Annotated in this window: 24 protein-coding genes; 7 read left to right on the plus strand and 17 right to left on the minus strand. The window is 68.8% G+C overall.

From position 1 onward, the window contains the following. Window position 1 precedes the first annotated feature (1 nt). Together E0H92_RS10715 and glpX are read right to left on the minus strand one after the other, a co-directional pair. A complete protein-coding gene (locus E0H92_RS10715; RefSeq protein WP_131496109.1) occupies window positions 2-946 on the minus strand; it encodes a carbohydrate kinase family protein in 945 nt (314 codons plus the stop codon). Continuing rightward, window positions 943-1,977, minus strand: a complete 1,035-nt coding sequence (glpX, locus tag E0H92_RS10720) for a class II fructose-bisphosphatase (protein ID WP_131496110.1) — start codon at window positions 1,975-1,977, stop codon at window positions 943-945. Before glpX ends, E0H92_RS10715 begins: the two co-directional genes overlap by 4 nt. Before the next feature lie 69 nt (window positions 1,978-2,046). Between glpX and E0H92_RS10725 the strand changes: the two genes are divergently transcribed. Both E0H92_RS10725 and E0H92_RS10730 read left to right on the plus strand, forming a co-directional pair. Beyond that, window positions 2,047-2,685 (plus strand): DUF4245 domain-containing protein, encoded by a 639-nt coding sequence (locus tag E0H92_RS10725; protein ID WP_131496111.1) that lies wholly within the window; start codon window positions 2,047-2,049, stop codon window positions 2,683-2,685. Between the two features lie 187 nt (window positions 2,686-2,872). Beyond that, window positions 2,873-3,523, plus strand: coding sequence for a nucleotidyltransferase family protein (locus E0H92_RS10730; RefSeq protein WP_131467215.1), 651 nt, complete (start codon window positions 2,873-2,875; stop codon window positions 3,521-3,523). Window positions 3,524-3,532: 9 nt separating this feature from the next. On the opposite strand, the gene E0H92_RS10735 is transcribed toward E0H92_RS10730, so the two are convergent. Together E0H92_RS10735 and E0H92_RS10740 are read right to left on the minus strand one after the other, a co-directional pair. After that, the gene (locus E0H92_RS10735) at window positions 3,533-3,853 is read right to left on the minus strand and encodes a DMT family transporter (RefSeq protein ID WP_131467216.1); all 321 of its coding nucleotides are present in this window, start codon (window positions 3,851-3,853) and stop codon (window positions 3,533-3,535) included. Beyond that, the gene (locus E0H92_RS10740; RefSeq protein WP_131496112.1) at window positions 3,853-4,446 is read right to left on the minus strand and encodes a flavodoxin family protein; all 594 of its coding nucleotides are present in this window, start codon (window positions 4,444-4,446) and stop codon (window positions 3,853-3,855) included. The genes E0H92_RS10735 and E0H92_RS10740 overlap by 1 nt, the downstream gene beginning before the upstream one ends. 38 nt (window positions 4,447-4,484) lie before the next feature. On the opposite strand from E0H92_RS10740, the gene E0H92_RS10745 reads away from it, so the two are divergent. Beyond that, window positions 4,485-5,117: a TetR/AcrR family transcriptional regulator gene (locus tag E0H92_RS10745; RefSeq protein ID WP_131467218.1), complete on the plus strand. Its 633-nt coding sequence runs from the start codon at window positions 4,485-4,487 to the stop codon at window positions 5,115-5,117. A gap of 76 nt (window positions 5,118-5,193) precedes the next feature. On the opposite strand, the gene E0H92_RS10750 is transcribed toward E0H92_RS10745, so the two are convergent. From E0H92_RS10750 to xseA, 5 genes are all read right to left on the minus strand, one after another. Further along, the gene (locus E0H92_RS10750) at window positions 5,194-6,789 is read right to left on the minus strand and encodes an SMI1/KNR4 family protein (protein ID WP_131496113.1); all 1,596 of its coding nucleotides are present in this window, start codon (window positions 6,787-6,789) and stop codon (window positions 5,194-5,196) included. Window positions 6,790-6,793: 4 nt separating this feature from the next. After that, complete coding sequence (locus tag E0H92_RS10755; protein ID WP_131496114.1) at window positions 6,794-7,717, minus strand: hypothetical protein; 924 nt, start codon at window positions 7,715-7,717, stop codon at window positions 6,794-6,796. Window positions 7,718-7,820: 103 nt separating this feature from the next. Next, the gene (locus E0H92_RS10760) at window positions 7,821-8,210 is read right to left on the minus strand and encodes a GNAT family N-acetyltransferase (protein WP_131496115.1); all 390 of its coding nucleotides are present in this window, start codon (window positions 8,208-8,210) and stop codon (window positions 7,821-7,823) included. Window positions 8,211-8,320: 110 nt separating this feature from the next. Next, window positions 8,321-8,515 carry an exodeoxyribonuclease VII small subunit gene (locus E0H92_RS10765; RefSeq protein WP_131286047.1) on the minus strand — a complete coding sequence of 65 codons (195 nt, stop codon included), beginning with the start codon at window positions 8,513-8,515 and terminating at the stop codon, window positions 8,321-8,323. A 17-nt stretch (window positions 8,516-8,532) separates the two neighbouring features. After that, the gene (gene xseA, locus E0H92_RS10770; RefSeq protein WP_131467222.1) at window positions 8,533-9,747 is read right to left on the minus strand and encodes an exodeoxyribonuclease VII large subunit; all 1,215 of its coding nucleotides are present in this window, start codon (window positions 9,745-9,747) and stop codon (window positions 8,533-8,535) included. A 46-nt stretch (window positions 9,748-9,793) separates the two neighbouring features. Between xseA and E0H92_RS10775 the strand changes: the two genes are divergently transcribed. The 3 genes from E0H92_RS10775 to E0H92_RS10785 all read left to right on the plus strand — a co-directional run bounded on the left by E0H92_RS10775 (window position 9,794) and on the right by E0H92_RS10785 (window position 11,888). Continuing rightward, entirely contained in the window at window positions 9,794-10,291 is a 498-nt protein-coding gene (locus E0H92_RS10775) for an HAD domain-containing protein (protein WP_131496116.1), read from the plus strand. 143 nt (window positions 10,292-10,434) lie between these two features. Continuing rightward, window positions 10,435-10,845, plus strand: coding sequence for a hypothetical protein (locus tag E0H92_RS10780; protein ID WP_131467224.1), 411 nt, complete (start codon window positions 10,435-10,437; stop codon window positions 10,843-10,845). A 14-nt stretch (window positions 10,846-10,859) separates the two neighbouring features. Further along, entirely contained in the window at window positions 10,860-11,888 is a 1,029-nt protein-coding gene (locus E0H92_RS10785) for a 4-hydroxy-3-methylbut-2-enyl diphosphate reductase (RefSeq protein WP_131467457.1), read from the plus strand. On the opposite strand, the gene E0H92_RS10790 is transcribed toward E0H92_RS10785, so the two are convergent. From E0H92_RS10790 to E0H92_RS10800, 3 genes are all read right to left on the minus strand, one after another. Continuing rightward, complete coding sequence (locus E0H92_RS10790; RefSeq protein WP_131496117.1) at window positions 11,881-12,678, minus strand: hypothetical protein; 798 nt, start codon at window positions 12,676-12,678, stop codon at window positions 11,881-11,883. The two genes, E0H92_RS10785 and E0H92_RS10790, sit on opposite strands and share 8 nt — an antisense overlap. A gap of 3 nt (window positions 12,679-12,681) precedes the next feature. Next, window positions 12,682-13,200, minus strand: coding sequence for a SigE family RNA polymerase sigma factor (locus E0H92_RS10795; RefSeq protein ID WP_131467226.1), 519 nt, complete (start codon window positions 13,198-13,200; stop codon window positions 12,682-12,684). 83 nt (window positions 13,201-13,283) lie between these two features. Further along, window positions 13,284-13,643 carry a winged helix-turn-helix transcriptional regulator gene (locus E0H92_RS10800; RefSeq protein ID WP_131496118.1) on the minus strand — a complete coding sequence of 120 codons (360 nt, stop codon included), beginning with the start codon at window positions 13,641-13,643 and terminating at the stop codon, window positions 13,284-13,286. Window positions 13,644-13,720: 77 nt separating this feature from the next. On the opposite strand from E0H92_RS10800, the gene E0H92_RS10805 reads away from it, so the two are divergent. Further along, entirely contained in the window at window positions 13,721-14,329 is a 609-nt protein-coding gene (locus tag E0H92_RS10805) for an NAD(P)-dependent oxidoreductase (RefSeq protein WP_131496119.1), read from the plus strand. Here E0H92_RS10805 and E0H92_RS10810 read toward each other — a convergent pair. The 5 genes from E0H92_RS10810 to E0H92_RS10835 all read right to left on the minus strand — a co-directional run bounded on the left by E0H92_RS10810 (window position 14,313) and on the right by E0H92_RS10835 (window position 18,847). After that, window positions 14,313-15,434: an aromatic ring-hydroxylating oxygenase subunit alpha gene (locus E0H92_RS10810; protein WP_131496120.1), complete on the minus strand. Its 1,122-nt coding sequence runs from the start codon at window positions 15,432-15,434 to the stop codon at window positions 14,313-14,315. The two genes, E0H92_RS10805 and E0H92_RS10810, sit on opposite strands and share 17 nt — an antisense overlap. 7 nt (window positions 15,435-15,441) lie before the next feature. Beyond that, the gene (locus E0H92_RS10815) at window positions 15,442-15,891 is read right to left on the minus strand and encodes an SRPBCC domain-containing protein (RefSeq protein ID WP_131467230.1); all 450 of its coding nucleotides are present in this window, start codon (window positions 15,889-15,891) and stop codon (window positions 15,442-15,444) included. Beyond that, window positions 15,888-16,226, minus strand: a complete 339-nt coding sequence (locus tag E0H92_RS10820) for an ArsR/SmtB family transcription factor (protein WP_202873568.1) — start codon at window positions 16,224-16,226, stop codon at window positions 15,888-15,890. Before E0H92_RS10820 ends, E0H92_RS10815 begins: the two co-directional genes overlap by 4 nt. 41 nt (window positions 16,227-16,267) lie before the next feature. Then, window positions 16,268-17,461, minus strand: a complete 1,194-nt coding sequence (locus tag E0H92_RS10825; RefSeq protein WP_131496121.1) for a glycoside hydrolase family 64 protein — start codon at window positions 17,459-17,461, stop codon at window positions 16,268-16,270. Window positions 17,462-17,677: 216 nt separating this feature from the next. After that, entirely contained in the window at window positions 17,678-18,847 is a 1,170-nt protein-coding gene (locus E0H92_RS10835; RefSeq protein ID WP_131285687.1) for a DNA recombination protein RmuC, read from the minus strand. Window positions 18,848-18,872 lie beyond the last annotated feature (25 nt).

Below are 18,872 nucleotides of genomic sequence, written 5' to 3' on the forward strand. Positions count from 1 at the left end.
CTCAGGAACCCCACTTCTCCGTGTGCTCGGCCGCGGTCGGCGGGTCGGCGCCGTGGCGGGTGCAGGTGATCGCCGCCGCCTTCACCGCGTAGTCGACGACGTCCCGCAGGTCCTCGACGGTCAATCCGGCCAGCCGCCGCTCGCCGAGCAACCCCCGCCGGAGCAGTCCGGTGATCAGCGCCGCCATCAGAGAATCGCCGGCGCCCACGGTGTCGACCACCTCGATCGCCGGTGCGGGAACCTCGACCCGCACCCCCCGGCCGACGCCGAGCGCGCCGCTCCCGCCACGCGTGATCACCACGCACTGCGTCCGCTCGGCCGTCAGCAGCTCCTCCGCGATGTCGTCGAGCGAGACACCGGGCCGGAAGAACTCGCAGTCCTCGTCGCTCAGCTTCACCAGATCGGACAGGGCCGCGAGTTCGCGAACGGCGGCCCACGCCGGCACCGGATCGGGGGTGATCGCCGGCCGCGCGTTCGGGTCCAGCGTGACCGTCACAGGCTGATCCGCGACCGACTTCAGGAACTCCCGAATCGCGCTCGCCCCAGGCTCGAGCATCATCGCGATCGACCCGGTGTGGATCGCCGGGCAGCCGCGGGTCAGCGACAGCGCCGGCGGGTCCCACGTCATGTCGAACTTGTAGGTCGCCACCCCGTCGGCGTCCAGGGTCGCGGTCGCGGTGCTGGTCCGGACGCCGGGATCCACCGTCCCGGGCGCGAGCTGGACCCCGTTCCCGAACAGGTGCGCGCCGAGCAGGTCGCCGTACGGATCGGTGCCGAAGCGGGCCACCAGCTCGGTCGGGACGCCCATCCGCGCGAGCCCGACCGCGACGTTCGCGGCGAACCCGCCGGGGATCGCCTTCGGCTTGCCGTTGCCGTTGCGGTTCTTGGCTGCGGTCCCGACGATGTCCACGAGAGCCTCGCCGATGACGAGGACGGGTGTGCTCATCGGGCGTGCTCGAAGTCGATGGCGGAGTACGCGCGGAGCTTCTCCAGCTGGTGGACGCTCTCGATGGAGCGGATCGTGCCGCTGCGCGAGCGCATCACGAGCGAGTGCGTACGGGCGGTGGAGCGGCCGTAGCGGACCCCGCGGAGCAGTTCGCCGTCGGTGATACCGGTCGCGACGAAGAAGCAGTCGTCGCCGCTCACCAGGTCGTCGGTGTCGAGCACCTGGTCCAGGTCGTGCCCGGCGTCGAGCGCCTTCTGCCGCTCCGCATCGTCCCGCGGCCAGAGCTTGCCCTGGATCTTCCCGCCCAGGCACTTCATCGCGCAGGCGGCGATGATGCCCTCCGGCGTACCGCCGATGCCGAGCAGCATGTCCAGACCGGTGTCCGGGCGGGCCGCCTCGACCGCGCCGGCCACGTCGCCGTCGGAGATGAACTTGATCCGGGCGCCGGTGGCGCGGATCTGGGTGGCGAGCTCATCGTGCCGCGGGCGGTCCAGCAGTACGACGGTGACGTCGTCGACGGAGCTGCCCTTCGCCTTCGCGACGCGGCGGATGTTCTCGGCGACCGGGAGCCGGATGTCGACCACCTCGGCCGCCTCCGGGCCGACGACGAGCTTCTCCATGTAGAAGACCGCGGACGGGTCGTACATCGAGTTCCGCGCGGACACCGCCATCACCGCGATGCCGTTGGCCATGCCCTTCGCGACCAGCGTCGTACCGTCGACCGGGTCGACCGCCACGTCGCAGGCCGGACCCTCGCCGGAGCCGACCTGCTCGCCGTTGTACAGCATCGGGGCGTTGTCCTTCTCGCCCTCGCCGATCACCACGACACCGTCCATACCGACAGTGCCGATCAGCGTACGCATCGCGTTCACCGCCGCGCCGTCGGCGCCGTTCTTGTCGCCGCGGCCGACCCAGCGGCCCGCCGCCATCGCCGCGGCCTCGGTGACCCGGACCAGTTCGAGGGCGAGGTTCCGGTCGGGCGCGTGCGCGTCGACCTCCAGATGGGCAGGTGGCGTGGTCGGGTCGCTCATGCCAACGGATCGTAGCCAACCGCCCTGGCCGCTGTTCGGGCGGATTGCACCTCGCGAGACACTGTGGGCATGAGTTCGACAGGTCAGGGCGCTTCCAACGACGCCGCAGCGCAGGAGAAGGCCCAGGAGAAGGCCCGCGAGAAGGCGCAGGTCCAGGCGGAGGCGAACGAGTACCGGCAGGCGTACCGGCGGGACAAGCGCAAGTCGCAGACCGTCGGGAACATGGTGTTCGCGCTGGTGATCTGCCTCGCCGTGGTCGCGTTCCTGATCACCGTCACATGGCGCCCGAAGAAGGAAGCGGAGCCCAACGCGGTCGAGTACACCGCCCAGTTGCAGGATGCCCGTAAGGCCGCATCCTGGGTCCGCGGACCGGAGCCGATGCCGTCCGGGTGGACCGCGACCAGCGTGGAATTCCGCAGCCCGCAGCAGGAGCCGATCACCTGGCACCTCGGGGTCGTGACGAACGAGAAGAAATACGTCGGCCTCGAGCAGTCGAATGTCAGCGGCGGAAAATACGTCGCCGACAAGCTCGGCCGGACGTCCGACGACGGTACGGCGTCGGTCGCCGGCGTGACCTGGCAACGCAAGATCCTGCTCGACCGGAAGAACGAGAACGCCTTGCTCCTGGTGGGTTCCGGAGTGACGACGATCGTCGCCGGAAATGCCGGATATCCGGCGCTTGAAGCGTTCGCTTCGGTCCTGCGCTGATATTTGTGCTGACCTGCGGGACACCGCGGGCTGCCCATTTTCCGGTCAATTCCGCCCACTTTCCGGACGGTCGTTGACACGTGCCCATGGCAAAGGGTTCGATCGAGGCTCGGCTTGCGTACGCTCGGGGACCAGCAGAAGGGTCGTCGAATGGTCGCGCCGTCCCGGGTGGGGAGTTGACCCGCAAATGTTCATCACGGGGCTTTTGCTGGGCGCGGACAGTTCGCCGCATCTCGGTTCTCCCTGGCAGTTGCTGGCCTATCAGGGCGGCACGCTGCTCGGCGCCGCTCTGGAGAGCGCGCGGGAGTGCTCGTTCGACCAGTTGGTCGTGACGCTGGGCAGCGCGTCGGAGCAGGTCCACGACCGGGTCGACCTCGACGGCGTGCGGGTGGTCGAGTCGCCGCACTCCGACACCGGTAGTTCGTCCATCGTGCCGGCCCTGGATGCGGTCGACCGGCGGGCGGACGGCATCGTCGTACTGCTCGGTGATCAGCCCGGGATCACGTCCGCCACCGTCTGGTCGCTCGTAGCCGAGGCCTCCACGCCGATCGGCGTCAGCCGGTACGACGACGGCGAGGCCTGCCCATGCTGGTTCGGCCGCGAGGTCTTCGGCGAACTCCGCGGCCTGCGCAGCGACGCCGACCTCTGGGACCCGATCCGCGAAGGCACCCACCCCGTCACCCGAGTAGATGCCATCGGCAACATCCCGCCCCGCGCCACCACCTGGTCCGCCTACCACCAACTCCTCGCCGGCGGCCCCACCCACGACCTCCCCCTGGACACCCACCCCCGCCCCCTCTCCACCCACCCCCGCCGACGGCGCCGTACGAATACCTGACCGGCCGGGTCAGTCGGTGCCGGCTAGGCGGAGGCCTATGACGCCGGTGACGATCAGGGCGATGCAGGCGAGGCGGGTGGGGGTGATCGGCTCGTGGAACAGGACGATGCCGAGGGTGACGACGCCGACCGAGCCGATGCCGGTCCAGATCGCGTACGCCGTACCGACCGGGAGCCGATCGAGTGTCTTCGCGAGCAGGACGACCGAGATCACGCCGAACACGAGCACGCCGAGGGTCGGCCACAGCCGGCTGAAGCCCTCGCTCGGTTTCAGGCTGAGCGCGAACGCGATCTCGAACGCCGCCGCGGCGAGCAGGATGATCCATGCCATCAGGCCGCCAGTGCTCCTCTCAGGTGCCGGTGCGTGACGGTCGCGACCCGCGCGCCGAGCGCGGCCGCGGTCCGCAGGTCGGTGGCCGGCGGCGCCTTCTCCGCGGACAGGTCCGCGTCGGACTGCGCCATCGCGCCGAGCCAGCTACCGAGCCGGTTGAGATCCTCGATGCTCGCGGTGCTCTCCGCCCAGCCCGGGTAGATGTCCAGACCGACCCAGATCATCCCGTGCTGTGCGGCGAACACCGACAGGTCGACCAGGCTGTTCAGCTTGTCGCCGGACATCGCCTTCGAGTTCGTGAACCCGGCCGCGATCTTGTCCCGCCAGCCGAGGTCGGCCGCCCAGATCCGCACACTCTCCTCGGCGAACTTCTTGAACACCCAACTCGGGCTCCCCATGTACGTCGGTGCGCCGAAGATGATCGCGTCGGCAGCGGTCAGCCGCTCCCAGACCTCCTCGGTCAGCTCGTCCACCGGCACCAGATCCGTCGTGGTCCCCGGAATCGACGCGGCGCCCTCGGCCACCGCTTCGGCCTGCTTCGCGGTGTGGCCGTAGCCCGAGTGGTAGGCGATCGCGATCCGAGCGTTGCTCATGCTTCCTCCTGAGTCTTTAGCGGACTACAGTCCGTCTTATGAACGACAGTACCGGACCGCGGTCCGCTTTACAACGGAGTCTGCCGGTCGTGGGGGAGCCGCGGCCGGAACGGGCTGATGCGCGACGCAACCGGCTGCGGGTTCTGGAGGCCGCGGAGCGGCTGTTCACCGAGCGGGGCGTGAAGAACGTCTCGCTGGACGCGATCGCCGCGGAAGCGGGCGTGGGGAAGGGGACCGTGTTCCGCCGGTTCGGTGATCGCGCCGGCCTGGCGGTCGCGCTGCTCGACGAGCGCGAGCAGGAACTGCAGGCGAAGATCATCAGCGGTCCGCCGCCGCTCGGGCCGGGCGCGCCGCCCGACGTCCGGGTGCTGGCGTTCCTCGACGCGTACCTCGACCTCCTCGATCGGCACGTCGCGCTGTTCATGGACAGCGAGAACGCATCGGACGGCGCGCGGTACCGCATCGGCTCGTACCACCTCTGGCACCGCCACCTGTCCCACCTGATCGAAGCCGCGCGCCCCGAACTCGACGCCGACTACACGGCGCACGTGCTGCTGGCGCCGCTAGCAGCCGACCTGCACAACGCCCTCCGCGAACAGGGCTACGACCTCACCCGCATGAAGGCCGGCCTCCAAGAGGTAGCGGCCGTTCTTGTGCAGAAGAACGGGTAGTGCACCGGCGAGACGCCGTACGCGCGACGTGAACCACGCTCAAGTGCACTAGGTGAAGGCCAGACACCTCCTGTCCTTATGCACACCATTTGCCTTTGATGCGGATGATGTCGCTCGCTTGGCCGGTGAGGGTTTCTGCCCATTCGAGAGCGTCGGCGGTGGTTGGGCGGCGGGTCTCGTCGTAGGCCTTGTCGAAGGACCAGTAGAACTTTCGTTCCCGCGGTGGTTCCTCGGCGAGTTCGGCGACGGCCAAGGACGGCGGGATCGGTTGGCCGGCTTGCCATTGCGGGCGCAGCATTCGCAGATAGCGCAGGTTGGTCAGTTGACCGAGGGTGGAGAGGTCGGCGGCGGGCGCGTCGGTCAGGTCGAGGGAATGCAGGTTCGGACAGGACGCCAGCGGTCGGAGGTCAACCGGCTTCGCGCTGCGCAGGACGACCCGGCCGACGGTCGGGTGTCCGTGCAGCCCGGACAGGTCGATCGTGTCGGTTGCGAGCGACAGCATCTCGACCGACGTGTCCCGCAGCGGTGACAAGTCGAGCCCCGCGCAGTTGTGGATCGAGAACTTCAGCAGCGCCGGCGCCTCGTGCACCGGTCCGAGATCGACCCAAGGCGCGTCGTGGACGACCAACTCACGCGTCTCCGGGCTCAGCCCGCGGACAGGTCCCGCGTCCCGGCCGCTGACGGTGACTCGGCCAACGTCGTCGTACCGGCGCTGGTGGTAGTAGGCGTCGCCCGAGTTGATCCACAGTTGGCCGTCCTCGTCGCGCTCGATCTGACCCGAGCGGAGCGCGTCCGCATGGGAGCGGATCAGCGCGGTCACCGACTCGGCGACGTAGATCGGGCCCGCGTCCTGGTGGCGTCCGATCAGGATCACCTGACCGGGCCGGCCGTTCGGCCCGGGTGCCATGTCGACGGCGAGGTAGTCGCCGAAGGCGTCGGTGGCGAACGGAATCCAGTCCGGATGGTCGCCGACCCGCCGGATCACCCCCGGCGGACCGAACTCGGTCACGAACGAGTTGTGGACGAAGTGCCGCCACCCGCGGTTGACCCACCAGCGTTCCGAACGCAGCTTCTCCAGCATCTCCAGGCCGAACCACACGAAGCCGTGGAACTGCACGTGCCCGCCACCGCCGTCGGCCACGGCGTACAACGCACTGAGGTCGTGCGGCAGCGCGAAGTCGCGGTCCCAATCCAGCGGTGGTGGAAGACCAGGCAGTTCCAGAGTCGTCTGCAGCAGCCGGTGGTATTCGTTGAGCAGGGCAACCGCTTCGGCCGGATCGCCGGCCTCGCCGAGGGTGGAGGGCGGCGTGTCGGGAGCAGGCGGCTCCGAGTGCGGGTCCAGCAGGTACCGGAAGCCGCGGTCGTCCGCGCGATCGAGCCTCTCGCTCAGAATCGCGTGAAAACGACCGCGGGCCTCCACTTCCAGATCGATCGTGAGGTGCTCTGTTGCCCCCAGCAACGTATGCAGCGCGCACAGACTCGGGTGGACATCGATGTCGTGCCCGCCCAGGCCGGCGGGCAGGAAACGGAAGCCGTGATGCCCGGACGCGCCCTCCCCGAGCGCATACCCGTGGAGTTCGACGCGCTTCCACCCCCGCGGAGCGGCGCCGGCGATCAGCGCGGCCAGCTCGGTGAGTACGACGGTGGCCGCGCCCTCACGATCCTTGTGCACGCAACTAGCCCCGGTTGCCCAGGAGCGCCAGCGCGAGCTCGTGCTGCTCCTGCGACGGCGGGCGCGTCCACGTGTATCCGGAGCGCCCGTCCTCCAGCATCTGCGCCATCACGACGGACAGTACGTCGCGCGGTTCGGCGTACTGCATCTGCGGCCGCGCATCGTTGTAGTGCTTCACCACGCGGTCGAAGCAGAAGATCAACGTATTCACGTACTTGCTCTTCTCCGCCTCGGCCCTGTTGTGCGCCGCGATGTACTCCGGGTCCTCCTCGCGCATGACCTCCTTCATGACGTCCAGCCGGTTGTTGAGCGGCTTCTGCGGCCCGGAGACGGCGTACGCGTCCTCGTACATGCGCTCCACGTGCTCGGGGCTCTTGGCGAGGACGCCCATCGTGACGAAGCCCTTGTCCTCGTCCGCGTACCCGCCGGCGAACTCGTGGTCCACGCCCTGGGCGTGCGTCGCGGACATGATCGCGTCGGTGAAGGCGTACTTGTCCATACCGTCGACCTGCTCGACGTCCTCGCCCATCCACTCGTCGTCGTAGTAGAGGATCCCGTCGGTCTCGCCGTCGGCGGCGTCCGTCATCAGTTGCTGTACGGCGCCTGCCGGGTCCTGGACGGCGGCCGGGCCCATCGCGGCGAACCGCTCGGTCATCCAGAACAGCGAGATCAGCATCATCGGGCTGTACACGCGCAGGATGCCCTCCTCGCGCATCGGGGAGCAGCCGCGTTCGTCGTCGTACGCCTCGAGGCCGGCCATGAACGCCTTCTCCTGCTCAGGCGTCAGCGTGAGCTCCCAGGCCCACTTCTGCTCGGCGTGGAACTTGTAGAAGTCCTCGCCCTTCAGGGGATCGCGGATCTTCAGGAACCAGAAGACGAAACCGGCGAGTCCGAGGACGAGGACGCCGATCACGATGAGCGCGATCATGGTTGGTAAAACCTCCACATGGTGAACCGGAGTTAGGAAAGTTGTTCACCGTAGTGATCGATCAGGTCACCGTTGGAGGAATCGGTGTGGCTTTGCGGAACCTTCACACCAGGGGTGCGGTCAGCCTGATCTCGGGGAGGTCGCCGAGCGAGGATTGGGTGCGGTCGGGCGTTTCCGTGAAGCCGTGGCGCGTGTAGAAGCGGCGCGCGCGGATGTTTGCCTCGAGCACCCAAAGACGGACGGTTGTGCATCCGGCATCGCGGAGATCGGCACAGGCTGCGTCGGTCAGGGCGCGTCCGGCGCCGGTTCCCCAGTGGTCGGGGTGGACGAAAAGCGCGTACAGCTCGCCGGTGTTCGGTGGGGCGGAGACATCACGTTCCGGCCCGACACCGGCGTACCCGATCACCTGCTCGTCGGCGACCGCTACGTGAATCCGTGACCGGCCGGCGGCGATGCTGTCCGCCCAGGAGGAGGCGATCGCGGCCGGATCCATAGTGTCCAGAAAGTCCTGCGGCACGAGTCCTGTGAAGGCAGCTCGCCAGCTGGCTACTCGAGCCTCAGCAGCCCCCAACAGATCCGAGGTCCGAGCCACCCGAGTGGGGGTCAGTTGGATTTCTCTTCCTGGGCGGCTTGGGCTTTGGTGAGGCGTTCGCGGGCGCCGTCCAGCCAGCGTTGGCAGGTGCCGGCCAGTTCTTCGCCGCGTTCCCACAGGGCGAGGGACTCTTCGAGGCTGGTGCCGCCGGCTTCGAGTTTGCGGACGACCTCGACAAGCTCCTCGCGGGCCTGTTCGTAGGTCATCTCGGGTCGGTCGCCGCTCACTGGTCCTCCTCGGACTTGACTTCGACCGCGAAGCGGCCGTCACTGACCCGCGCCTGCAGCAGGTCACCCGGCGCCACCTGCGCCACTTCCCGTACGGCGGTGCCGTCGGCCAACTGCAGCACGGAGTACCCGCGTTCGAGCGTCGCCTTCGGGGACAACGCCCGCACACTCGCCAACCGGTGCGTGATGTCGTCGCTCGCCCGGTCGAGCCGATGGGTGAGCGTCCGCCGATTGCGCTCGACCAGCGCCGCGATCTCGTCGGACCGCCGCTGCAGGTCGGACACCGGCGCCGCCAGCGCCGGCCTTGAACGGATCGCTGCCAACGCGTGCGCCTCGCGATCCAGCCAGGACCGGATCGCCCGCAAGCCGCGCTCGCGCAACTGCCGCACGCCGTCGAGTTCTTCGCGCACGTCCGGCACGATCCGCTTCGCTGCGTCGGTAGGCGTCGACGCCCGGAGATCCGCGACCAGGTCGAGCAGCGGCGAGTCCGGCTCGTGCCCGATCGCGCTCACCACCGGCGTACCCGTCTTGGACACCGCCCGGATCAGGCCCTCGTCGGAGAACGGCAGCAGATCCTCCAGCGACCCGCCGCCGCGCGCGATCACGATCACCTCGACCGCGTCGTCCGCGTCCAGCTTCCGCAGCGCGGTCATCACCTCACCGGCCGCCGACGGGCCCTGCACCGACGCGTACTCGATCCGGAACGCGACCGCCGGCCACCGCCGCTTGGCGTTCTCCAGTACGTCGCGCTCGGCCGCCGAGTCCCGCCCGCAGATCAGCCCGATCGTGTGCGGGAGGAACGGCAGCCTGCGCTTGCGGTGCGGCTCGAAGAGCCCCTCGGCCGCGAGCAGCTGTTTCAGCCGCTCGATCCGGGCCAGCAGCTCACCGATCCCGACGTGGCGGATCTCGTTGACGGCGAGCGCGAGCGTGCCGCGGCGGGCGAAGAAGTTCGGCTTGGCGTGCACCAGGACCCGCGAGCCGTCGTGGACGTCGACCGCCTCGAACACCCGCCGGTTGCAGGTGAACCGCAACGAGATGTCCGCGTCGGTGTCGCGCAGCGTCCCGAAGACCGTCGTCGTACCGCGCCCGATCGAGACGTCCGTCAGCTGCCCCTCGACCCACACGGCACCGAGCTGGTTGATCCAGCTGGCGATCCCGTTCGCGATCGTCCGGACGGCCGCGGGCGCTTCCGGCGAGGTCTCCAAAGCCACGTCCCAGACCCTACGACCCCGCACCGACATTCCCTAACGTTGAGTAATGCGTCCACTCCTGCTGCTGGATTTCGACGGTCCGCTCAACCCGCACCGGGCCGACGGTGTGCCGCCGGGGTACGAGCGGCACGAGATCACTGAAGGGGCGAAGACCTGGCGGGTTCTGCTCAATCCGGCGCACGGGGTGGAGCTCAACGCGCTCGCGGAGAGTTTCGACCTGGTGTGGGCCAGTAGCTGGGAGCACGGCGCCAATCGCCTCCTTGGACCGCTCCTCGGTCTCCCTGAGCTGCCGACGATCCTCTGGCCCGATCGCACGCCGGTACGCCGGGGTTCCTGGAAGGCGCCGTACGTCGCGGACTGGGTCGGCGACCGTCCGTTCGCCTGGGTGGACGACGAGGTGGGGGAGCCCGAGCGAGCCCGGTTCCCGCGGGCCTTGATCCTTCCGGTCGACGCGCGGGCCGGGCTGACCGATCAGCATTTCGCCGTACTGCGGGAGTGGGTCCGAAAACCCTTTGCGCACAAGGCGTTTCCCAGCGATTCTTGAACAGCAGGTACACCTCCCGCGGAGGAGCCGTCCGGACAGGGCGGACGGCTCCCCGACGTACGTTGCTTATGGCAACCCACCCGTCCTCGACCCCTTCGGCCGTCATGCTGGATGTTCGCCGGCACGGTACGAGGAGGTACGACGTGGAGCCGCACGTGGCCAAGGAACGCATCGCGGCCGGCTATGCCCGGCTGTACGGCCCGCTGGCCGTGGTCTGTGTCGTGATCGCGTTCCAGCCGATCCTCGAGGGCACCTACGGGACGCTGTGGGAGACGGCCGCACGACCGGCCGGCGGCCCGGCGGCTCTGGGGCTGATGATGATGTTCGGCTTGGTCGTCGCGCTCGCCTGGGCGACCCTGCGGCCCGCGACGACAGCCGGCCCACCCGTCGTGATCGCGATCTTCACGGTGCTGATCGCCGTGATGCTGATCACGAAGCCGGGGACCGGGTCGGACCATCCGGGCCTGACATCGTTCGGGAATGCCGGGCTGGCGCTGACTTTGTGTGGTCTCGGACTGACGATCGGCCATCTGGTCCAGCTCCGGCGGGTGTGAACGCGGCCCGTACGATGGGCACCGTGACTTCTCAACCTGACGCCATCGGTACGACGACAAAGCGTGTGCTGCTTGCCGCGCCGCGTGGGTACTGCGCGGGTGTGGACCGGGCCGTGGTGGCGGTGGAGAAGGCGCTCGACCTGTACGGGCCGCCGGTCTACGTGCGCAAGGAGATCGTGCACAACAAGTACGTCGTCGAGACGCTGCAGAAGCGTGGAGCGATCTTCGTCGACGAGACCGACGAGGTGCCCGAGGGCGAGACCGTCATCTTCTCCGCGCACGGTGTCGCCCCGGTGGTGCACGAGGAGGCTGCCGCGCGGCAGCTGAAGACCATCGACGCGACCTGCCCGCTGGTCACGAAGGTGCACCACGAGGCGAAGCGGTTCGCCGCGACCGACTACGACATCCTGCTGATCGGCCACGAGGGGCACGAGGAGGTCATCGGCACCTCCGGCGAGGCCCCGAAGCACGTGACGCTGGTCGACGGCCCGGACGACGTACCGAACGTCACCGTCCGCGACCCCGAGAAGGTCGTCTGGCTGTCGCAGACCACGCTGTCGGTCGACGAGACGATGGAGACGGTACGGCGCCTGCGCGAGCGGTTCCCGCACCTGCAGGACCCGCCGAGTGACGACATCTGCTACGCCACCCAGAACCGCCAGGCCGCGGTCAAGAAGCTGGCCCCGGAAGCCGACCTGATGATCGTCGTCGGCTCCCGGAACTCGTCGAACTCGGTGCGCCTGGTCGAGGTCGCGGTCGAGCACGGCGCGAAGGCCGGCTACCTGGTCGACTACGCCGACGAGATCGACGACGCCTGGCTCGACGGCGTCGACTCGGTCGGCGTCAGCAGCGGCGCGAGCGTGCCGGAGGTCTTGGTCCGCGACGTCCTGCGCTGGCTGGCCGAGCGCGGGTACGGCGACGTTCACGAGATCACGACCGCGGAGGAGAGCCTGACCTTCGCCCTCCCCCGCGACCTCCGCGCCGACCTGAAGGCAGCCGGCCTCCCCACCACCGGCACCTCCGACCACGCCTGGACTATTTGACCGTCACCTTGATGGTCTTGGTGAACGTGAACGCTGTGTTCTTGGCGGTGCAGTACCGCACTTCGTAGCGCAGTGTGTACGTGCCCGGCTTCGCGTAGGTGTGCGTCTCGATCGAGTACGTCTCGCGACCGGTCTTCCGCGTCGTACCACCGCATCCGGCCGAGCCGCCGTCCGAACCGCCCTGTTCGCCATCGCCCCAGTAGTAGTTCGTGCCGCCGGACAGGTTGAGGAACGACGTGTCGGCGGGCAGGTTCTTCCCGTCGACCGTGGGCACGATGACGGTGCCCGAGACGGTCACCTTCACCGCGACGGTGCGGCCGGTGACGGTCGGCTTGAGCACGACACCGACCTGGATCGGCCGAACCGGCGGTGGCGTGTTCGTGGTGCCGGCTCCCGTCGTCGTCGTGCCCGTCGGCTTCACGGTGCCCTGGGTGGTCCCGGCGCCCGGCGTGCCGGTCGTCGTCCCGTGCGTGGTCGTGGTCGTTCCGGTGGTGGACGTTCCGGTCGTGGTCGGTGCCACCGTCGACTGCGTGCTGGTCGGGGGGCCGGTGACGATCGTCACCGGTGCGCTCGGGCTGTTGGTGACCGGCGGGCTGCTGCCGATGTCCGTGAGGTTGCTCGTGGCAACGGCGACGGCGACCACCGCGGCGGCGGCCAGGGTCAGTGCGCCGGCGGTACGACGACGCCGTACCGTGCGAACCCGGGCGAACACGGACTCGCTCGGGACTGTGCTGGGCGGCGGCGGGTCGGCGACGAGTCGCTCGAACTGCTGCTTGAGATCGTCGGTCATGGTTCAGCCCTCCTTCTGGGCCGGAGCGGAAATGGCGGCGACGAGGTGATGCTCGCGGAGCTTGGCCAGCCCGCGGGAGACGCTCGACTTCACGGTGCCGACCGAGCAGCCCATGATCTGGGCGATCTCGGCCTCCGGCAGGTCCTCGAAGTACCGCAGGACCAGCGCTGCACGTGTACGCCGGGGGAGTGTGGCCAGTGCCCGCAGCAACAGATCCCGGTCGTCGACCGAGCCGTACTGCTCGTGGGACGGCGCCTCCGGCAACTGTTCGGTCGGCGTCTCGCCGCGCCACTTCCGCCGCCACCACTGCGTGCTGGTGTTCACCATCACGGTCCGCGTGTAACTCTCCAGCGCGTTGCCGCTCCGCAAGGAGTTGCGGTGGAACCACACCTTGGTCAGCGCGGTCTGCACCAGATCCTCGGCCAGATGCCACTCACCGGTCAGCAGGTAGCCGAACCGCTGCAGTGCGGTGAATCTCCCGTCCACGAACTCCGCGAATTCGTGGTCGCGTCCTGGGTCCATCCCCAGCCCCCCATCTCGTTCAACTCGGTCAGACTTGTGATGCCCGAGCGGAGCGTAAAGGTTGAGCGCGGAAACGGACGATTTCAGACGCCGTCGTACGCCGCCTGCGCCTTCGTGATCGCGGGGAGGTGGGTTTCGGCCCAGTCGGTGATCACGCTGATCGGGCCGATCAGGGAGTCGCCCATCGGGGTCAGGGTGTAGACGACCTTCGGCGGGATCTCCGGGTAGACCTCGCGGGTGATCAGGCCGTCGCGCTCCATCCGGCGCAGCGTCTGGGTGAGGACCTTGGGCGCGACCTGGCCGATGCGGTCGCGGAGCTCGGTGAAGCGGAGCGGGCCGCTGCGCAGGCTCAGGACGACGAGCACCGTCCACTTGTCGCCGATCCGGTCGAGGATCGTGCGGGTCGGGCAGTTCGGGTCGAACGCGTTGCCTTTGGTTACCACAAGGTACTTATAGCACGTTGAAGTAGCCAGTTACCAATGGATACCGTCGAGGTCAGGTCAACAGACAAGGAGCAGAGATGAAGATCGCGGTGTTCGGCGCGAGTGGCATGGTCGGCAGCCGGGTGGCGGCCGAGGCGGTGGGCCGCGGGCACGAGGTGGCCGGCGTGACGCGCTCGGGCGGCGAACTGCCGGACGGCGTCCGCGCGGTGCAGGGGAGCGCGAACGACGTGGCCGCGGCCAAGGAGCTGGCGGCGGACTCGGACGTGCTGGTCGCGGCGATCGGGCCGAGCCGGACCGGCGGTGACCACCAGGAGTACCTGGACGCGGTCGACACCCTGATCGCCGCGGTGCGGGGGACGGCGACCCGACTGTTCGTGGTCGGCGGCGCCGGCAGCCTGGTGGTCGACGGCAACCGGGTGGTCGACGGGCCGGACTTCCCGGCCGACTACAAGAACGAGTCGCTCACCGTCTCGCAGGCGCTCGAGAACCTGCGCGCGAGCGACGTGAACTGGACCATGCTCTCCCCGGCTTTCGTGATCGCCCCGGGTGAACGCACCGGCACCTTCCGCCTCGGCCTCGACGAGCCGGTCGGCACCAACATCTCAGCCGAGGACTACGCCGTCGCGCTGATCGACGAAGCGGAAACCCCCGCCCACAACGGCCGCCGCTTCACGCTGGGGTACTGAGGGGTTTCCCGAGGTAGCCGCGGGCGAGCATCGTCACCCATTGGTAGACGGCGTCCTCGGCCGGGGCCAGCGGGCCGGGGCGGAAGTGCGGGGACTCCGCGCCGCGCTGGACCGACTCGCAGGCGGCCCAGTCCTCGCGGTTCGTGATGTCCCAGAACTCCACGGCGTACGACGGGTCCGTCACCTCGGGCCGGAAGTACCAGGAGCACTCGATCGCGGTCAGGCCTGGTGCGCGCGGTTCGAGGCGATGGGTCATCACGTAGTCGGGATGCAGTGAGATCAGCAGGTTCGGGAACAGGCCGAGGTAGTTGACCTGCCGCGGGTCGACGCCGTCGATCGGGACCCCGCGCGACCGGCCGTCGAGTGACATCGTCTCGGCGTCCGGTCGCAGGTCCATCAGCCCGCCGACCCACGCGCCGGGCAGGTTCCAGTTGTCGCCCGAGGTCGGCGGTGACACTTTGCACAGCTCGGGATGGATCAGCGGGCAGTGGTAGCACTCGTGGTAGTTCTCCACGATCGTCTTCCAGTTCGCCGCCACGTCGTACGCGTGTCGCGCCTTCAGTACAAGGGTTTCCGGCGCGTACGGCGCGACGAGCCCGGTGATCCCGCCGAGATGGTCCTCGAACGCCGCCGCCGTACCGGTCGCGTTGACGAACAGCCAGCCCTGCCACACCTCGGTCGGCAGCTCGACCAGCCCGTACGGCGCCGTGTCGAAGGAATCGCCCATCCGCGGCGCGGCCTTCACCGAGCCGTCGAGCTCGTAGGACCACCCGTGGTACGGGCACACCACGGCCCGCCGGTCACTCGTCTCGTCCCGCTGGAGCAGCTCGTGACCGCGATGCCGGCACGTGTTCGCGAACGCCCGCGGTACGTCGCCGAACGTGACAACCGTCGCGATGTCGCCGACGGTCACCTCGCGGTACGTCGTACCGTCGGCCAGCTCGTCGACGCGGCCGAGGCACGTCCAGGTGCCGGCGAAGAAGTGCCGGCGCTCCCAGGCGAGCACCTCCGGATCGACGTACGCCGCCCGCGGCAGCATGACCGATTCACCATGCGGCCGCAGCGAGGCTTCCAGGGCGCGCGCGTCAACAGGAGGATTCGCCATCCCTCAACTATCGGGCGTGCTCCACATACTTGCCCAGCACGTAGTCCCAGCCCGTGTCGTAGCTGAGGCGGGCCCGGCCGCCGTCGCCGCGGCGCTCCCAGCCGGAGTGCACGAGTTGGACCTGCGTGCCGTCGTCGGTCGCGTCGAACGTCACGGTGACCTGTCCGGCTTCCGACGGATCCTGGCCGGGGTGCCAGCTGAAGCTCAGCGACTTCGGCGGATCCCAGTCCGACAGGGTGCCCCAGGTGGCGATCTCGCCGTCGGCGCCGTACTCCACGATGCGCCCGCCGACGGCGCCTTCCAGCCGTACCTCGGTCGCCGCCGCCTCGCCGACCGAATGGCTGAACAGCGGCCACCACGCCGACGTCTCCGCGGTGAACGCCTCGAACGCGCGGTCGACCCCGACTGGTACGACGACGGTCTTCACCAACGGCGAGAGGTCTTGTTCCACAGTCATTTCCGTTCCTCCTCGGTCTGGCGAACGTGGTCGGCGTACGCCTGCAACGCGTCGCCCCAGAACTGGTCGAGCCAGCTGCGCAGCTCGCCGAGACCCGCCTGGTGGACCCGGTAGATGTTCCGGGTCCCGCGCGACTCGTGCTGCACCAGACCGACCGCGCCGAGCACCTTCAGGTGCTGCGAGATCGCGGGCCGGCTGACGGGCACGCGCTCGGCCAGTACGCCGACCGAGCACGGCCCGCCGGTACGCAGCGTCTCGAGGATCACCCGGCGCGTCGGGTCGCCGAGCGCGTCCAGCACCGGCCCGGCTGCTTCGAGTGATCCGTAAGTTCCCACGAACGGTAAGCTGCCACTAACCGAGCAAGGAGTCAAGACCGTCAGTTGAACGGATCGAGGATCAGTCCGGCCTGCTGCGGGTTCCCGTCGTGGACGAGCGCCTCGTGGTTGCCGACGTCGTCGAAGGCGAACCCGTACGCGTGGCCGTCGACCATCTGGGAGTGGATGATCTTCGAGTAGTGGTTGGTGACCGCGTCCTGGTAGAAGTTCGCGTCGTTGGGGTCCGGCTGGTTCGGGTTCGTCAGCAGCGTGGAGCGGTTGTAGCCGGCGCACAGAGTCCGGGAGATCGGGCCGCGGACCTGGTCGTTCGGCGCGTCCAGCAACTTGAAGCAGCCGAAGACGCTGGCCGAGTCGGGCTTCTGGAACGACGTGACGACAGCGCCGGAGCTGTTCCTGAAGTTCATGACGCCGCCTTCGACTTTGCCGAAGTACTTGGTGTTCGGCTGGTCGCCGAACGGCGTGACCGTCAGGGTCTCGGAGCTGTACTTCGACCACACGCGGTTGATGTAGTCGTCCATCGCGCTCGCCGGGATCGCGCCGGTCTCGACGCCGAATAGCGGGGAGAGCGCGCGCAGGACCGACCCGTCAGGCGCCGTCTGGATCAGGCCGCCCCACCCGCCGGGGGCGTTGCGGAGACCGTCGTAGACCGCGTTGTAGCCGCCGGCCTTGAGATGCCCGGTGGTCTTCGTGGATCCGTCCCCGGCCTTCACGCTCACGGCGTACGGCGCCGAGACCATGTCGACCTGCGTGCTGTTGATCCACAGGCCGGCGTCGTTGAGCGTGTACTCCGACCAGTGGAACAGGATGTTCCGGTTCGGATCGCTCGGGTTCTGTACGGCGGGTTGCACGAGGCCGCCCGTGGTGAGTTTGAAGACCAGCTTCTGGCCGTACGAGAAGTAGACGCGGCCGGAGAACTTCGACATCTGGATCGTGACCGACTGCCCGTTGGCGGGACCGGCGATCGACGCGTCCGGCGCCGGGGTCGGCGGGTTGCCGCCGGCCGGCCAGGCGTGGAATGTCCCCGAGGCGTCGGCCCAGCCCTGCTGCCCGGTGGCCAGGTTCGTGCCCAGGTTGTAGATGTAGACCGGGTCGCCGCGACCCGAGTTGTTGGTGATCGTCAGCGGAATGGTCGCCGGTACGGCCGCGTCGGCCGGCCGGTCCGGGGCCGCCGACAACACGCCGGCGACAGCCACCGCAGCCGCGACGACACCCAGCACTCTGGTTCTGAAGCGCATTTCTTTCTCCTCACGTCCGCCTGAGAGAGCGCTCTCATCGTTGCGTGAGGGGGACACCGACTGTCAACAGCTCACTACTGTCGGCTTTCCGACAGTGAGGGCGTGTCTACCAGCGCCAAGTGCTTGAGCAGCCCGCCGAGCGTCACGGTCGACGGCGGATACTGCTTGTTCAGGCCGGCCGAGTCCAGCCCGCCGCACTTCCAGGGCGAGGAATGGTCAGCCGGTTTGCGAGGGCGGCCAGCGCCTCGTGGTCGGTGACTCGTCCAGCGCGACGAACTCGGGCGCGGTGAGCGGACGCACGGACGCTTCGATCGACTCCATCGCGGTCAGCTCGGCCTCGGTGACGTGCAGGTCGCGGAGCTTGCGCGCGGTGATGAACACCCGCCGCTCGAACGACCCAACCGTCCCGTTGTACGCCTCCACCGCCGACGTCAGCGACCGCCCGACGCGGCCGAGATGGTCGCCCATCGTGCCGAGCCGCTCGTACAGTTCCCGGCCGAGCTCGAAGACCTGCTGCGCGGACTCGGTCAACGCCGACTGGTTCCACGCGTACGCCGCCGCGCGCAGTGTCGCGATCAGCGTGGTCGGCGTCGCGAGGATCACCCGGCGCTCAGCGGCGTACTCGAGCAGGGAGGGCTCGATGTCGAGCGCGGCCGACAGGAACGACTCACCCGGCACGAAGAGGATGACGAACTCCGGCGACGGCGACAGGCGCGTCCAGTACGCCTTCGCCGCCAACTGGTCGACATGGGTGCGCAGGTGCCGTGCGTGCGCCCGCAACCGGTCCTCGCGGTACTCCGCGTCGTCGGACTCGCTCGCGTCGAGGAACGCGGCCAGTGGCACCTTCGAGTCGACGACCAGATTCTTGCCCTCGGCAAGTCTCACCACGAGATCGGGCCGCAGGATGCCGTCCTCCGCGACGGTGGTCGTCTGCTCGGTGAAGTCGCAGTGGGCAACCATCCCGGCGAGCTCGACGGTCCGGCGCAGATGCAGCTCGCCCCACCGTCCGCGCACCTGCGGCTTGCGCAACGCGGTCGACAACGAGGCCGTCTCGCGGCGTAAGGCCTCGCCGCTCATCCGCACCTCGTTCACTTGCTGGTGCAGCTGACTCTGCCACGCGGCACGACCCTGCTCGAGCTGATTCAGCTGCGCGTGCAGGCGATCCAGCGCTTCCTTGACGACGGCCTGCCCGCCCATCTGCTGCCCGACACTCGTCCGCTCCTGCGTCAGCTCGACCACCCGGTCCTCGGCCGCGTCACGCTCAGCCGTGATCCGCGCCAGCGCGGCACCGTCCCGCCCGCGCACCCACAGCACGCCGAACACAGCCCCCAGCAACAGCCCCACCACGAGGAAGAGCAGGATCAGCAACACCGTCGTACCGGTCATGTCACAGATAGTGCCGAAGCCCACC

It is taken from the genome of Kribbella speibonae (genome assembly GCF_004331375.1).
In the GTDB taxonomy this organism is placed as follows: domain Bacteria; phylum Actinomycetota; class Actinomycetes; order Propionibacteriales; family Kribbellaceae; genus Kribbella; species Kribbella sindirgiensis.